The sequence below is a fragment of the Mesorhizobium sp. B2-4-7 genome, from assembly GCF_006442685.1.
Classification (GTDB): Bacteria; Pseudomonadota; Alphaproteobacteria; order Rhizobiales; family Rhizobiaceae; genus Mesorhizobium.
Genome location: NZ_VFVH01000011.1, coordinates 153,776 through 169,016 on the forward strand (window position 1 = coordinate 153,776; position 15,241 = coordinate 169,016).

Genomic DNA, 15,241 nt, shown 5'->3' on the forward strand with positions numbered 1-15,241 from the left:
TGGCCGCGAAGCGGTCGGAGAGGGGGCCTTCGTAAGGCGCAGGCGCTTCTGCCGGAGAGTCCGGCACAGCTCGGCGCCATCCCCTCTCCGTCTCGGCTTCGCCGAGCCACCTCTCCCCACTTGGTGGGCGAGGAACCCAGGCTGAATCAACGCCGCGATCCTTCGCGCCTCCCTCTGCCCTGCCAATTTCCCCCACAAGGGCGATTGGCAGTTGCGCCCTCCCGCCCATCCACCCACAAGGAACCCATCCCGTGACCACATCCCCCCATGCCGAACAGCTCGGCAGGGCGCGGACGGCTGCCGAATATGCTGCCGTCATCGCCTTGCTCGATGCCGACCTCAATGATGCGATCGCCCGCCGGCGCGGCTGCGAACAGGCCGAGGACCGCGCCGTTTTCGGCGACGGCGATCTCTCCGCCGCGCGCATCGCGCTGGACGACTGCAACGACGTCGTCGCGCTGCTGGAGAAGATCATCGCGGCAGCGGACAAATGCCGTGCCGCGGCCGCCGCGGCAGAGGCGCGCGCCGCCGTCGAGGCGCTGGGCGGGCAAGCGAAAGCCAAGGCGGAGGTGCTGACCGAGCGCTGGCGCGCCGTGCGTCGCCTGGTCGAGCTGTTGCGCCAGGAACTGTTCGAGGCCGATGCGCTCGCCCGCGCGCTCGCCACCCCAAACGGCCTCTTCGACGCCGCCGGCATGCCTGACCTGAAGGTGAACCTGGCCGTTGCCCGCCGCGCCGCCATGACCGGGCCGCGCGCGGCGGCGCCGGCGCGCCTCAGCCGCCCGGCAATCCAGGCCGACAGGCTGCTTCTGTCGTTCACCAACCCCGGCGGCGCGCTCGACCCGCGACCGGCGCTCGGTGCGCGCCCGGCCAGGAAAACCCCCATTGCCGCATCCCAGCGAGGCTGACCATGTGCACATTAGCCCTTCTCGGCACGGCCATCTCGGTGGGTGGCGCATTGATCGAAGGCCGGCAGCAAAACCAGGCGGCCGGTTACCAGGCCAAGGCCTACGGGCAGCAGGCGCAGGCCGATGCGCAAAGTGCCGCCTTCGAACAGAGCCAGGAGCGCCACAGGCAGGATCTGCTGCTTTCGCAGGCGCGGGCCCGGGCGGGCGCCTCCGGCGTCGGCCTATCGGGCTCGCCGGCCGAGGTGCTGGCGGCCAATGCCAGGCAAGGCCAGCTCGACCTGAAGGCGATCCAGTACGGCTCGGCGCTGCGCCGCAACACTCTCGACAGCCAAGCGGCGCTCGCGCGCTACTCCGGCAGGCAGGCCGCGGCGGCGTCGATCTTCAAGGCCGGCGGCAGCCTCGTCTCGGGTCTCTCGCGCCTCTACGACCCGACCAAGGCCGTGACCTTCGGCAAGGGCGCCTTCCCGCCGGCGCCGGGCGGCGCCTTCACGGGAGGGCTCTACTGATGGCGACGATTCCACTCCAGCTTGCCCAGCGCCGGCTCGAGGCCGGCAATGGCGTTTCCTATCCCGAGAGGTCGCCGGCCGGCAGGGCGATGCAGGATCTTGGCGACGAGCTCTCGGCCGTCGCCGAGCGCTACCGGCAGATGAAGGAGCGGCAGGAAGCGTTCGACGCGGAGCTGGCGCGCCGCCGGTTCGCCGGCCGCATCGCGCAGGCGGAAGACGAGGTGGCGGCGAATGCGCCGGCCGACGGCAGCGGCCTGCACGATGCGATGTATGGCGAGGTCGATCCGCGCACCGGGCAGGTCGTCAAGCCCGGCCTGTTCGACACGCTGTTCGACGAGACTCTGCCTGAGATACCCGAGAGCCGGCGGGCCGCTTTCGCTAGGCAGAAGGAGCCGATGCGCGCGGCCGGCTCGCCGCGCATGGCGCAGCGGCAGCAGGAGCAGCGCGATGAATATGAGCTGGCGGAGTGGGCGAAGGTCGACACCATGTCCACCAGCTCCATCGCAAAAGGCGACCCGAACGACATCGGAGCTTTCGAGGCGATCCGGCAGAACGGGTCCGATCTGATCGCCAAGATCGGAAACCCGGTTATCAGGCAAGCGGCGGAAGTGGCCTGGCGCAGCAACACGGCCAAGGCACTGGTTCAGGCGATGATCGCCCAGGATCCGAAGCGGGCCGCCGAGATGTTGGGCGGGGCGCGAGCGTCGATGCAGGTGAGTACGACGGATAATGCCGTGAATAGTTCGGCTGCCGCGACCAAACTCGCTGCGAACTCGAATGTCTCAATAGACGAGCCGGCGGGCTACCCTGAGACGCCTCACGCGAATGCCGCAACGTGGGCTGCGGGTTCATGGATTGCCGACCTGTCGCCGGACGACCTTCAGGAACTTGGCCAAAACGTCCAGGTCGCGATGACTGAGCAGCTGTTTGATGCGCACACCAATATCCGACTCGCTCGCCAGAACGCACCGGATGCCCTCATGTACACTGGCGGCTACGCTGGAAAGAAGCCGGACGACGGTGATTTCGCCGCAGTTTACGGCGTCGAGGAAGGCGGCAAACAGTCTCTGGTCCTCGAACGGACCTTCGAGGTCGGCCTTCAGGCATTCGACATGGTCAGAATGCCGAAGGCTGCCATTGACGCCAAGCTGTTTGCAGCCAAGCCAAAACCGGGCAGTACCACCTCGGAGCAGGATCAGGCGCAGTTTGAGATAGCATCAGCCGCCGCCAGGCAGGTTTTGCAGACTCGTGCCGCCGCTCCTGCCGACTTTGTCCGCAAGATCGACCCGACAGCGGACGCATACTGGAACGCGGTATCGAGCGAGGACAGCTACGATCCGGCTGCCTACCAGAAGGCGGTCGCCCGCTCTGTCGCCGTGCAGCTGCAGCTTGGAATCAAAAAAGTCCAGCCGCTGCCGCCGTCTGTCGTTAAGTACCTGGTCGACACGTTGAACGATGAGAGCGTGCCGCAACGCGAGCGGGATGCGGTGCTGCGCGATCTGTTCACGGGCACATCCGATCCAGGTGTTCTGGCAGCCATGGCGCTGCAACTGAGCGACGAAAACCAGTCTCGGATTGCACGAAGCATTGCGAACAACTCAGTTCCCGTATCCGCGGAGGAGCGTGTCAGCCGAAATCTGGCGGCTTTCGACGCCTTGCCTGGCTACCTGAAGCCGCTCGTGGCGCTCAATGACACCGTACGCCTGATGGCAGACGGCGCGACCCTTGGGTATTCCGACAAATTTGCTGCCCGCATGAATTCATTGATCTCGGGGAGCAACTACGAGGAGGAGCTCGCCGCTGAGCGTGCCAGGACACAAGATGCACTGGATCGAGCTGGCCCCGCAGGGACGGCTGCGGAGGCACTTGGTGCGTATCTGAGCGGCCGCGGTCTTGGAGAGGCCGGCATCACGCTCAGTGGCAGGTTCGGCACAGCCACCATGGAAGGACTGTCCGGCCTTCTTGCTCGTACCGGCCTAATGGGCGCTGAGGGCGCTGCTTATGGTGGGGTCGAAGCCGCCGGCCGTGATGAATCGATAGTGAGCGGCGTAGCCTCCGGTGCGTTATGGGGCGCTGGCAATCAGTTCTTGAAAGAAGGGTCAATTGTAGTTCACGACCAGCTGCCAGGTTGGCTTGGTGGGCGTTCCAAGTCTCTTCGGAGGAAATGGGAAAAGGAGTACAATTTGGACTGGCCCAGAGATCCCGACACGGGTTGGTACATGGATCTTCATCACAAACAGCCAAAGTCTTTGGGCGGAACAGATGATGTGTGGAATTACGGGCCACTCAGCAAAGCCGACCACATCAAGCATCACAAAGAACAAGGCCATTTTAAAATGTGGGGCAGTTGGAATAGAGGCAAGAGAGGGTTAAAGCCGTGAACACAAGCTTGGGTGATGCCGGTCCTGATCTGAGCAGCGTAAAACCTCTGCCCCCGGGCAATCGGTCTGGCAGCGTCGACTTCCAGGGCGCTCGCCACTATGCACGAATATATCTGGAATCGCATAGCTGGGTATCGGCTATCAAAGGTGAATACCTTGGATATCGACTCGACGGAATTATATATGTCTTTCTCTTCGAGTTCGTGCCGGCCGAGTCGAATGTACCGCCATGGACATGGGTGATCGTTGGCGACGTGCCCCCGGCCTATATAAGCTGCCACCACGCCAAGACGCCCTATGTGGCACTGGACGGCTATATAGGCGCTATGGAAGAATGGGTCGAAGCCGCGCGAGAAGGAAAGTCGGTCGAGGACATTATACCGGTGAACGTGCCGGCTATTCCTGAAAATGCGAAAATGTTGGGTGGGCGCCTCAAGTTCCTTGATGATAATGTTCTTCCGTTACTTCGAAAGTGAAGTGCTGGCGTCTCGCAATAAGCGCCAATGTTGGACGATCGGATCTGGACGTCTATTGGCATATATGGGCCAAATTATCGCGAAGGTGCGAGGCCTGCCACCAGGAACACCAGTGCGCATATAACGCTTACGCAGATGGCTATATGGCCCCCACTGAGGCGATGGTTGCCGCCTCGGACCGGGAGTGAATGATGGCCGCCATCACAGTCGATCGACAATTCCGTGAGACAATATTTCTATGAAGTCGTTTTTGTGTATAAAAGTCATTCGATCAGAATTGACGAATAGGACGCACGCAACCGCCTCCCGGCAGCAAGTTCTTGACTACGCGACAGATTTAGACAAAGTATATGGGCATTTGTTTGATCCGCCGGTAGGTGATTGATGAGATATTATGAAGTTAGGCCTGACGTGGCTGGCGGGCTGGGTGAGAACACTGTTATGGACCCCAGCGTCCATCCGCCTGCCGTGAGCAAGCTCCACTATCAGGTTGAGGGATGGTTCGGCGACGCGCTTGTCACCACTTTTCCTTGTTTCCTGGTGACGGAAGAAGCCAAGCGCGGATTGCTCGATATTGGCATCTCCGGCGCTACATTCGCTCCTGCCGAAGTCACCAAATCCGAAAATTTTCTGGAGCTGCAGCCCGATGTCGAGCTCCCTTCGTTTGTTTGGCTCAAGGTGGACGGTAGAGCAGGTCACGACGACTTCGGCGTCAATCAGAAACTGAACCTCGTGATATCGGAGCGCGCCTTCGATGTGCTTGATGAACTGGGACTTCCTTCCGCATCCATCCAACCGTTCGACGTCGGCAATAAGTAGTGGGGTCGCCCGCGTTGTTGCCGACGAACGTTAAAGCGCCTCGGATAAGTGTCGAGTTAATCATGACGATCAATGCCAAATCCAATTTTGAGCAGCGTCACACATCTGCCTTCGGTTTAATGTCAGCCGGGCTCGACGAAAAGATTTTATCGTCGCCAATGGTGGGCTAAATCACGTATCAAATATTAAGCCTCGTACCAGGGAAGAGCACATAAGGCTCCACATGGAAGCCGGCGATTTTCAGCGCTGGGCTAGGAGACGATGGCGGCGGACTAAGATAAGTAGTGGAGAGAAATTGTGAGCAAAATTACCCCGGATCTCGGTAAAGTAAGCCGTCTTCCTCTACCAGCAGACGACCCAGGTGCAGATGATGACCTTGACAGCGCCCTTCTGGAAGCTCGTGAATATATCAAATCATACGACTGGGTAAGGAGAATCGAAGGCGAGTATTTCGGATATGGTGCCGAAGGGATAATATACATTTTTCTCTTTGAGATTTCACCCGGGAAACCAGATGTGCCACGATGGATATGGGTGCTCGTCGGTGATGTACCCCCAGCGTACATGCCCGGTGACGATTTGGAGACCCCGTACGAGGCGCTGGACGGATATATCGGTGCAATGGATGAGTGGGTTGAAGCTGCGCGGCAAGGGAAGTCCGTGGCGAAGCTGATTCCCGTTAATGTCCCGGCGAATCCCGCCAACGCCGAGATGTTGAGTGGACGGCTTAAATTCCTCGACGAAAAGATTCTGCCGCTGCTTCAAGAATGATGTCTCGGCAGGCAGAAGAGCCTAAGATATGGATAAATGGAAGTTCGAAGATCCAGAAAATTTGGCCGTCATATCGACCGGAAAAATATTTGGTGGTGGCGGCTGGGTTGCCTAGGCCTCACATGATGCCGATGATGAGTCGTGGCAATTCTACGGAGATGAAGCTGAAGTTGATCAAGGCGACCTAATTTGGTGGGTTTGGCCGAAGTGGTAGAGCTTGATAATACGGTTGCACAATTGGCAGATTTGCCAGTGGGTTGGCATGCTCGGCGCGATACAAAGACCTCACCATGGAGGCGGAGCAAAATGCCCGACGAATTTCCGGAACTGAAGGAGAGCTAGTTCCGTCACCCAAATTCCTGGTGGGTGAATTTCTGGCCAGCCGGCACCCGATGGCCAAAGAATACAATTTTAAGCAAATGTTTCCGGATTGGTCTATTCTGTTACCTGGGGGCAGTTCAGGTGCAATACAGCGGAAACACCCAGGGAACACCTTAGCTTTAGGGCTGCCAGTGCACTTCGATGGCGCAGCTGGCAGCTCTGCGATGTATAATATTAGCTAGGCGTAAACTTTGGCATGTTCGTTGCACCTTACCCCTTGAGGGGGCCACAGGGGTTGGAACCGATGTATCGAAATGACACAGAACTGTTCGCTCGGGCGAGCGAGCGGGGCATTACGATCTATCAACGCTCGAAAACGGTGTGGATCGCGGCCGGAAGCTACCGGGACCGCGACTATGCGGTGAAGGGGCGGACACCCGCCCTTGCGCTCGCCTTGTGGAAGGAGGCCACCAGATACAGCGGGTCGGGACTTTAGAGCCTGTCCTTGCCGTCTGGATGAAGCCTCAAAGGCGATCTAGACGCCCGCTACGCGACAGAACATCTGCAAAGCCGTCAGGGCGCGGGCCTCGGTCGGCTCTTCGCCTCCTGCCTGTGAATCCGCCGGCGCCGTCACCGCTCCAACGGATTTGTACCGGGAAGCGAACGGCCTTTCTTCTGCCGTGCGGTTGTCGTTTGCAGCGACGACAATCGCGGATTTTTTCATCGGAAATCACACCTTGTGGAAGCGCTGCGACATTGACGCTCCCATAGCGCAAGCCACCGCAGTGCGCGGGTGTTAACACGGCAGCCAGTCCGGGAGCAAGCCGGCATTGCTGCTTGTTCAGGAAGTGCGTGCCCAAGGACAGAAAACCGACCGCTGAATTGTCTCTCGCCTGGCCGAGCGATCGTGACCAAACTTCTCAAGGAAGAACCTGAATGACCGTGGCGCCGTGGCCGCACGGGCCAGCGCTTATCCCATCCGAACCCGTCGCCACGCCGCCAACCAACCCGAATTCCAAGCCTTGCTTTCGCGAGGCTTTTTTTATGGAGCAAGCCTCATGGCCCGACCCGCAACTGCCGCCGTTCGCCTGCTGACGGGCGAGCGCGAACCCGTGCGCCTGGCGACGACGGCAAACCTGGAGACGGTCATCGTCGACGGCGTTGCCTGGATCCTCGGCCTGAAGACGATCGACGGGGTTTTGACCGCCGTCGGCGACCGGGTATTGGTCAAGAACCAGTCGGACGCCCGGCTGAACGGCATCTATACGGCGAGCGAGGGCTACTGGTACCGCGCGGCCGACGCCCGCACCGCGCGCACGATGCAGAAGGGAACGACCGTTCACGTGCAGGAGGGGGTTGTTTCGGGTGGCCTGGTCTACGCTTTCCAGACCCTCAACCCGGTGATCGGCACGAGCGACATCGTGATCTCCTACTATCTGTCGGATGATCCGCTCGGGGATATCGGCGGAGCGCTGGCGGGAGTCATCCACATCGCGGAACTCGCGCGCGACCTGGCCCAGCAATATGCCGCCGACGCCGCGCAGGTTTCGGGCGTCAACGTGCCGATCTACGCATCCGTGGCGACGGCATCGGGCTCGACGATCGCTGCCGGCGTCAAGAGCATCAGGACCCAATTCTACGCCCCGGTCTTCACGACCCCGGCAACCCTGGTGGGCGGCGCCAACTATGCCCGCATGTCGCGCGCGGCGATCACCGCCGGCGGCTACCCGGCGCTGGCCTATTTCCGCTCCGCCGACCGTTTCATGCCGGACGGCACGACCGATGCGGTCAATGGCGGCTTTTGGGTGTTGAATGAAAGCGTCGTTGACTTACGTCAACTGGGCAGTGGGTTCGGCAACGCAGCGGCCGACACCGCGGCGCTGATTGCGGCGGTCCAGATCGTCGACGGCAAGGATCGCGGCACAATCCGCCTGCCACCAACGAATATCACGATCAACCAAACGATCGACATCGCTCTCGGACTATTCGATGTTGAAGGCTTCGGCCGCGACGTTTCGACCATCACAAGCGCAATGATCAATGGCGCGCCGCTGTTCCGTCTGGTCGGCCACACATTGCGGCTCGGATTTCGCGATTTTAAAGCGCTTGGCAATCAATTGACCGGGACCGCCGGCAACGGCCATGCCTTCGCGCTATGGGATACGGATGGTTTTCAAAGCGGCTCTGCACTGCCGCAGGGCGTCGTCATGGAGCGCATCTGCATCGACGGCTTCCGTGGCACTGGGCCAGAGGGGGGGGCGCTCGACAGCTTGGGCACCATCGCGGCTTGTGGTGTCAACAACAAGGGCGGCCTCGGCTGCACGTTCCGTGACATCGAGATACTTCGGTGTGGCGGCGGCATGTACATGGGCTACACCCAAAATTGCCTCATCGACAGCCCGCTCTTCTCCCAGATCGACCGTTTCGGCATTCTCGATTACCGTGCGGCATCACTTCGTATTCAGAACGGCGACGTGCAGGACTGCTGTGGCGACGGCACAAATCTGACCGTTCCAGAGACGATGCCCTGCGCCAACATTATCTCTTTCTTTGGCAATGGGACGATCATCGAAGGGGTGAAGACGAAGGGGGCCGGTGGCAACTGCCAGATTTATGTCGTCCACGGGGCTGGCATCAAGGTCGATAAAAACTGGCTCCAAGTCTACATGCTCAACGATGTGCCGCACAACGGCATCATCATCCATAGGACGACTGGCTTCTCTTGCGACAACAATACGTTCGCGATGTCTCAGTCTACCTATGTGGCTAGTCAGAAAAACCAGGGCATTCAGATCACCAACGATCAGGCCAACGACCCGGTGAGCGGATCGGTGCGCGGCAACCAGTTTACGTTCTCCCCAGGCATGGGTATCTCGTCCTTCATTCGCATCGGGGCACCTTCAGGCAATCGCCTGTTCAGCGGCTTGATTGTGGAGGGGAACGTCTTTGGCGGCTTCCTCCCACCGAGCTCCGGCCTCACCGTCGACAACGGCATTCTTGTGGAGAATGCCAAGCTTATCGGGTGTCGTATTGCTAACAACGTCTTCGATGCCACAAACGGAGTGACGTTCACCAACGGCATCCGCTTTGCCAACGTCACCGATGGCGGCAAGAACTGGCTCGCGGGCAATGCGATGAACCTTAGCCTGGGCACGATCACCACGCCCTTCAACGGCATATCTGAAAGCGAGCTCCGCACCATTGGACAGGTATTCCTCAATCCAACGCCAGGCATCCCGACGGGGACAAGTCTGACTGTGCAGGTTGCCGTACCAGGTGCCGTTCGTGGTGACTTGGTAACGGGCATTGGATTTAGCGCCGACCTGCTGGGCTGCACGATTAAGTACGCCGGGGTCGTCACCGCTGACATTGTCGACATAATCATTGCAAACGATACAGGGGTAACGAAGGACCCTGGCAGCGGCGTGATGACTGTTGTGGTCCGCAAATGGCAGTTCGGAGGCTAATCAACGGATCAACGAATCACCAAAGAACATAGCCAGGAGGTTGCCGGCGACCATCAACCAGAAGAAGGCTTGGAAAAACGCGTTCCTCCAGACTAAGCCGAACACCTCGACACATGCAATCCGCCAACGATCTCCTTCGGCAAGATACTGGTGGGCCATCCATCGCAAGGTTTTCATTAGAGAATACCTTTGGCCCAATAGCCGAAGAAAACAACCTGTGACGCGAGAGCCGCAATTAGTATAAGGCGGCGCCAGTGAAGATCGGGAATGCTGGAGATTGCAACCGCAAGCGCTGGAATCGCAAGAGCGACGAACCGGATGCCATTCTGATTGTAGAGGTACATCCCGAAGCAGAGTGATGAAGCGAGAACTACAACAAACGCGGCAAACTTCCTGCTGAACAGGTGATCAAAGAAGAGGAAAGGGACAGCATACGCCGTTACCATCATCGTCAGCAGGAATCCGCTCGTAGTAATTTCTATCGTCGCTCGCCTGTCGCCGATCGAGCCCAGAAGATAGCTTTTGAGGATGGTCACGGCGACAACTATGGCCGCTATATAGCATGTCGAAATTAGCACATGTCGGCGCCCGCAAATATCGGAGCCCGTGATAATTTGGCCCACTGCGAACGCGCCGGCAAAGACCAGAACCGCAGAATGAATAAAGGGTGCAATTCCCACCAATGCATATTTGACCAGGCGCCATGGCAATAGGAGGGCCAGATAGATTGCGGCCATGGCGACAGCCGACCGTACTTGAGAGAATACGAGATCGATTAACTGAGGGTGGATTAGCAAAAGGATGTAGGCTGGGGACGAGGCTTTGACTGCCACGTAGACGCTGATGACTACCAAGGAGATTAAGGTCAGGGTAGAAAAGATGCTGGCTAGTTCGAAGCTCTCTTTGAGAGCGTAGATACCCTTCCGCCAAAGGTATTCTTGGGCATACCAATCGATCAGTGAAGCGATATCAGGAGAAACATAGTATGCCCTTTTGTCGAAATTCTGGATGTAGTTCTGCAGATCGGGAAATGGCGTTCCTCTGACCATCACCCAGTTCACCATCCATATGCACAGGGCAACCGCTACGCCGATCGTGGGCTTTGTCAGTCTTTGTAGCTTCCCCATAGTCTGACGAGTCTGGGAGGCATACGATTGGTTCACCCACATTTCATGCCCGACGCGCCAGCATAGTCTTCTCTCAAAGTGTTCGTCTTGAGTTGCAATTTTCTAACCATGTGCGGTCAGGCGCGCAAGGCGATCTTAAGTTTGACACACATCGACAATTATCGCTGGTGGACAGAGCGGTAGCTTTCCAACCTAAACCAAGCCGAGCCGGCGATTGAAACCCATGGCCGCGCGGTCAGGCTCAATCGCTGGGTGGCGCGCTAGGTCGGTTTCTTGCGCAGGATCAGCAATGCTTCGTCGCCATCGGGAAGTACTGCACCTTCAGGTAGTCATCGGCCGCCATGGGGCGGGGTGTCGATGTTCCGGCGCATGCCGAGATAAAGCCTGCGGGCGATATTTCTGAGCAAGGTCTCGCCTCCGATGGTTTATCCGGGCTGTCGTCTCGTCACCGCCTGATGCCCCAGGCATAGGTTCTTTGCTTGGACGCGTTCAGACGGCGCACCTCGTACCGGCCCTGCCGCTCGATCTCGGCGACCGCTTCGACCACGCCATCGAAGGACCCTGGCGTGACGTCGTCGAATACGACCATGTCGCCCTCGCGCTGAACGCCCGAAACGCAGCGATGCTCGGCCAGCACGTTCTTCCTGGTGTGCTGCGCGTCGATGAAGGCGAAGTGGATCCGGTTCACGCCGACCCTGGGCAATTGAAGGAGTGAATCGCCTTGCAGGAAAATGATCCGGTCGGCCAGCGGCTGCCAAGGCCGAAGCAGTTCGGCGCGCGACTTCCTGCCGTCATGGTCGTCGATGCAATTCCAGTAGAAGCGATGATGGTGCGGCAGGACGTCGAGCGTGACGACATGCCCGCAGGCGCCGGCATCGGCGAGTGCCTTGGCCATGCAGATCGCGGAGAAACCACGCGCGGTGCCGGTCTCGACGACGGTGGTGAACGGCCTTGGGCTGTCGGCCAGCTGGCGGCGAAGAAGACTGTAGAGCACCCGCCCGTGCGGGTAGGCGAGCGCGCTGGTCTTGATGGTGATCTGGGTGTGGAGGGCCAGTTCGTCGAGCCAGTCGCGATCGACGGCAAAGCCGGTTTCGGCCTCGAGCCTGTCGATCTCAGCGAATGAGACGCGCCGGGTGGCTTCGAACAGCCTCAGATATTCCTCTTTCGAGGCACGCGGCGCCGAGCCCAGCGGGTCGACGTTCCAGCGGCGATCGATGGCGGCCGACAGCCTGTTGAAGGCCAGGCGCCGCGCGGCGCCAACAAAGTCTCTCATCCCAGACCTGTTCGTCCCAAAATTGTATTTTTTCTAACCATGCGCCGGCCGGCGCGCAAGGCGACCTCCGGTTTTGACGCACTGCAAGTAGGCACCGAGGCGCGCGCAACGGCGACTATCCGCACCCCTGTGCTGCCGGCGATCACCCACTCACCTCATCCACCAAGAAATCGAAAGGGATATCATGGACCGCAATTTTACGCGGGCGCTTGCGCTCGTCCTCAAATCCGAAGGCGGCTGGTCGGACAATCCGGCCGATCCGGGCGGCGCCACCATGAAGGGCGTCACGCTCGCCAATTTCCGCCGCTACGTGAAGGCGGATGCCGCCAAGGCGGATCTCAGGAAGATCAGCGATGCCCAACTCGCCACGGTGTACCGCCGCTTCTACTGGGATGCGGTGGCTGGCGCCGAGTTGCCCGACGGCGTGGATTACGCGGTGTTCGACTATGCCGTGAACAGTGGGCCAAGCAGGGCGGCGAAATATCTTCAAGCAGTGGTCGGCACCGCCCAGGACGGCCGCATCGGGCCCGAGACGCTCGCTGCCGTCGGTTCCAGACCGGCCGCCGTCGTCATCGACAATCTCTGCGATGCCCGCCTGGCTTTCCTGAAGCGGCTTCCGACCTGGCCGACTTTCGGCAAAGGCTGGTCGAGGCGGGTCGGATCCGTCCGCGCACAGGCGCTGCTGCTGACGGCTGTCGGGGCAGGCGAGGCATCGGCCACGCGGCCAGATCCTGCACCGGCCGCTGCTGCGGCGGCGCCGGGCGGCGCTGCTGCCGTAGATGCCGTCGAACCGGTCGCGGCGGCGCCTGCCGGCGCCAACATCCCAGCTGCCACCAAGGCGGGCGGGATCATTGTCGCGTGCCTGCTCGTCGCCTACGCCGCCTGGCACCACATCGCCGCCGCCTTGCAAGGAATGTTCTGATCATGGCCACCACAACCCAGCCGACCATCCGCCCGACCAACAAACTGACGGCCGCGACCATCGCCGCCGCCGCCGTTTCGATTTCCGGCGTCTTCGTGCGCAATGTCTGGCCATCCTGGTACGATGCCGAGACATGGGCCACGCTGCTGCCGCTAGCCGTCTTTGCCGTCGGCTATCTCGTCAAGGACGCGCCAAACCAATGAGCGCGCTCCTCTCCTTCCTGCTCAGCAATTCGACCGTTCTCGGCATCGGCGCAGCCATCGTCGCTGCGTTTGGCTGGGGTGTTCGCCAGCGGCTTGCCGGCGAGCGCGCCGAACGTAGCCGGCAGGCCGCGGCCGAGGCGGCGGCGCGCGACGTCGCCGACCAGGTTGACAACGACATCGGCGCGCTACCCGCCGCCACTGCCCGAAAGGAGCTCAGGTCATGGGCAAGGGATTGATTGTCGCAGCGGCCGCAGCACTTGTCGCGGTAGCCGGCTGCACCACCGTCACCGGCGGATTTTGCGCGGTCTCGAGCCCGCTGCGCTTGTCCGCATCCGCCGTCGCAGCACTGTCGGATGCGGAAGTCCGGACGCTGCTGGCGCACAACCGCAAGGGCGAGAAACTGTGCGGGTGGAAGCCATGACGATCGTGTTGCCGCTCGATTCGGGCCCTGCTGCTCGGGGACCGCTCATCTTCGGTGCCGGATCGGTCGTTCTGTTTCCTGATCGCGAGACAATGAAATGATGCATGATCTTTTCGACCTGCTCGGTATCAAGGTGCCGGTGGTGGTCGCCGGCCTTTCCGGCGGCATATTGCGCGCGCTGTCGCGCCACCGCTACAAACCGCGCGAGATGGTGGCCTCGCCGATCTGCGGCGCGCTAGCCGCCGCCTATCTGACGCTGCCCGTGGTCCAGTATTCCCGCGCCATGGGCCTGCCGATGGCCAATGACGACACCACGACCCTGGCGGCCGCATTCCTCATCGGCGTCTGCGCGATGTGGATATCGGATATCGTATTCGAGGTCGTGGTGCGCAGGTTCAGGCCTGGGGAGTGACGCCGCGCGTCCGTGGTGATCGGCAGCAGGACGCGCCCGTCGACTGGACGAAGCCGACGACAATGCCCATCTATGGGAAATCCTGGAGCGGCTGTCATAGCGCCGGGCCTCCAGTTTTATCGTGCGCAATTCCGGACGGAAACGGCTACAACCTTTCCCCGGAGTTGCTTTGGGGAGATTTGATATGGCGACTTCAAGCGAACGCGCGGTGCTTGCCGGCGGCTGTTTCTGGGGCATGCAGGATCTGATCCGACGCATCCCGGGCGTCCTGTCCACGCGCGTCGGCTACAGCGGCGGCGACGTGCCTGATGCCACCTACCGAAACCACGGCACCCATGCCGAAGCCATCGAGATCAATTTCGATCCCGCCAGGGTGAGCTACCGTACGCTGCTGGAGTTCTTCTTCCAGATTCATGATCCGACGACACGCAACCGCCAGGGCAACGATGTGGGGATGAGCTACCGTTCGGCGATCTACTACACCAGCGATGAGCAGAAGCGCGTCGCCGAAGACACCATCGCCGACGTCGACGCCTCGGGCCTGTGGCCCGGCAAGGTGGTCACCGAGGTGGCTCCGGCCGGCGCGTTCTGGGAAGCCGAACCCGAGCATCAGGACTATCTGCAGAAATACCCGAACGGCTACACCTGTCATTTCGTCAGGCCGGGCTGGAAGCTGCCGGTTCGCGAAAAGGCTGTATCGTAGACGGCGCCCGAACCGAGACGAAGGCCGATGGCGGTTTACGTCTCAGGCGCCTGCCTGTTCGGCGAGGGTGAAACATAAAGAGACGGAAACGCCACGGAACAGACGCCCCGTGGCGTTCTCCAGCAGTTTCGGCGAATGGCTACTTGCCGCAATGCTTGTCATTGACGGTCGGCGAAGCGGTGCCCGGAGCGGTGTGGCTGGCATCCGGCTGAGCACCTTGTGGGCTGGCCGGACAGTTCCGGTCCGCGTTCGAATTCATGCCGTCGGGCATGACGGTCGTGCTCCCGGTCGTGCCAGGATCCACCGTGTTCGGCGATGCCGGCGTGTTCGGGTCGACCGTGACCGACTGGCCGCTGCCGGGCCCATTATTGGCGCCGTTTCCGCCAGCACTTTGCGCCATCGCCGAAGTCGCGAGACCAATGGTAAGAGCCGAAGCTGCGAGGATTTTCATGAGCATGGTTTGTCTCCATTTCTGTGAAGTCTTCGCTCGTTTCCACGAAGTTCGTCGCGTTTGCGACTATAGGGACAACCACT

The 15,241-nt window shown here is 60.6% G+C and carries 17 protein-coding genes; 13 read left to right on the plus strand and 4 right to left on the minus strand.

Annotated features, from left to right (window positions below):
• Window positions 1-251: 251 nt before the first annotated feature.
• The 6 genes from FJ946_RS25330 to FJ946_RS25355 all read left to right on the plus strand — a co-directional run bounded on the left by FJ946_RS25330 (window position 252) and on the right by FJ946_RS25355 (window position 5,858).
• On the plus strand, window positions 252-905 hold the full coding sequence (locus tag FJ946_RS25330) for a hypothetical protein (protein WP_140567606.1): 654 nt from the start codon (window positions 252-254) through the stop codon (window positions 903-905).
• A 2-nt stretch (window positions 906-907) separates the two neighbouring features.
• Window positions 908-1,411: a hypothetical protein gene (locus FJ946_RS25335; RefSeq protein WP_140547579.1), complete on the plus strand. Its 504-nt coding sequence runs from the start codon at window positions 908-910 to the stop codon at window positions 1,409-1,411.
• Window positions 1,411-3,792, plus strand: a complete 2,382-nt coding sequence (locus tag FJ946_RS30865; RefSeq protein WP_181167665.1) for an HNH endonuclease signature motif containing protein — start codon at window positions 1,411-1,413, stop codon at window positions 3,790-3,792. Before FJ946_RS25335 ends, FJ946_RS30865 begins: the two co-directional genes overlap by 1 nt.
• A gap of 8 nt (window positions 3,793-3,800) precedes the next feature.
• On the plus strand, window positions 3,801-4,268 hold the full coding sequence (locus tag FJ946_RS25345; protein ID WP_140516299.1) for a hypothetical protein: 468 nt from the start codon (window positions 3,801-3,803) through the stop codon (window positions 4,266-4,268).
• 441 nt (window positions 4,269-4,709) lie between these two features.
• On the plus strand, window positions 4,710-5,087 hold the full coding sequence (locus FJ946_RS25350; protein WP_246673059.1) for a hypothetical protein: 378 nt from the start codon (window positions 4,710-4,712) through the stop codon (window positions 5,085-5,087).
• 297 nt (window positions 5,088-5,384) lie between these two features.
• Entirely contained in the window at window positions 5,385-5,858 is a 474-nt protein-coding gene (locus FJ946_RS25355) for a hypothetical protein (protein ID WP_140499943.1), read from the plus strand.
• An 856-nt stretch (window positions 5,859-6,714) separates the two neighbouring features.
• On the opposite strand, the gene FJ946_RS25360 is transcribed toward FJ946_RS25355, so the two are convergent.
• A complete protein-coding gene (locus tag FJ946_RS25360) occupies window positions 6,715-6,903 on the minus strand; it encodes a hypothetical protein (protein WP_140521537.1) in 189 nt (62 codons plus the stop codon).
• A 334-nt stretch (window positions 6,904-7,237) separates the two neighbouring features.
• Here FJ946_RS25360 and FJ946_RS25365 point away from each other — a divergent pair, with 334 nt between their 5' ends.
• Window positions 7,238-9,646: a hypothetical protein gene (locus FJ946_RS25365; protein WP_140567601.1), complete on the plus strand. Its 2,409-nt coding sequence runs from the start codon at window positions 7,238-7,240 to the stop codon at window positions 9,644-9,646.
• 176 nt (window positions 9,647-9,822) lie between these two features.
• Here FJ946_RS25365 and FJ946_RS25370 read toward each other — a convergent pair whose 3' ends face one another.
• Together FJ946_RS25370 and FJ946_RS25375 are read right to left on the minus strand one after the other, a co-directional pair.
• The gene (locus tag FJ946_RS25370; protein ID WP_140567599.1) at window positions 9,823-10,809 is read right to left on the minus strand and encodes a hypothetical protein; all 987 of its coding nucleotides are present in this window, start codon (window positions 10,807-10,809) and stop codon (window positions 9,823-9,825) included.
• A 409-nt stretch (window positions 10,810-11,218) separates the two neighbouring features.
• Window positions 11,219-12,046, minus strand: coding sequence for a class I SAM-dependent methyltransferase (locus FJ946_RS25375; RefSeq protein ID WP_140567596.1), 828 nt, complete (start codon window positions 12,044-12,046; stop codon window positions 11,219-11,221).
• Between the two features lie 184 nt (window positions 12,047-12,230).
• Here FJ946_RS25375 and FJ946_RS25380 point away from each other — a divergent pair, with 184 nt between their 5' ends.
• The 6 genes from FJ946_RS25380 to msrA all read left to right on the plus strand — a co-directional run bounded on the left by FJ946_RS25380 (window position 12,231) and on the right by msrA (window position 14,707).
• Window positions 12,231-12,968: a glycosyl hydrolase 108 family protein gene (locus FJ946_RS25380; protein ID WP_140499935.1), complete on the plus strand. Its 738-nt coding sequence runs from the start codon at window positions 12,231-12,233 to the stop codon at window positions 12,966-12,968.
• A gap of 2 nt (window positions 12,969-12,970) precedes the next feature.
• Window positions 12,971-13,171 carry a hypothetical protein gene (locus FJ946_RS25385; protein ID WP_140499933.1) on the plus strand — a complete coding sequence of 67 codons (201 nt, stop codon included), beginning with the start codon at window positions 12,971-12,973 and terminating at the stop codon, window positions 13,169-13,171.
• Window positions 13,168-13,407: an ABC transporter permease gene (locus FJ946_RS25390; RefSeq protein WP_140499931.1), complete on the plus strand. Its 240-nt coding sequence runs from the start codon at window positions 13,168-13,170 to the stop codon at window positions 13,405-13,407. The genes FJ946_RS25385 and FJ946_RS25390 overlap by 4 nt, the downstream gene beginning before the upstream one ends.
• Window positions 13,392-13,592 (plus strand): hypothetical protein, encoded by a 201-nt coding sequence (locus FJ946_RS25395; protein ID WP_140499930.1) that lies wholly within the window; start codon window positions 13,392-13,394, stop codon window positions 13,590-13,592. Before FJ946_RS25390 ends, FJ946_RS25395 begins: the two co-directional genes overlap by 16 nt.
• A 100-nt stretch (window positions 13,593-13,692) precedes the next feature.
• On the plus strand, window positions 13,693-14,004 hold the full coding sequence (locus tag FJ946_RS25400; protein ID WP_140500166.1) for a hypothetical protein: 312 nt from the start codon (window positions 13,693-13,695) through the stop codon (window positions 14,002-14,004).
• 184 nt (window positions 14,005-14,188) lie between these two features.
• Window positions 14,189-14,707 carry a peptide-methionine (S)-S-oxide reductase MsrA gene (gene msrA / locus FJ946_RS25405; protein ID WP_140567593.1) on the plus strand — a complete coding sequence of 173 codons (519 nt, stop codon included), beginning with the start codon at window positions 14,189-14,191 and terminating at the stop codon, window positions 14,705-14,707.
• Window positions 14,708-14,846: 139 nt separating this feature from the next.
• Here the strand turns inward: msrA and FJ946_RS25410 are convergent, their stop codons facing one another.
• Complete coding sequence (locus tag FJ946_RS25410; RefSeq protein WP_140515911.1) at window positions 14,847-15,164, minus strand: hypothetical protein; 318 nt, start codon at window positions 15,162-15,164, stop codon at window positions 14,847-14,849.
• Between the last annotated feature and the right edge of the window lie 77 nt (window positions 15,165-15,241).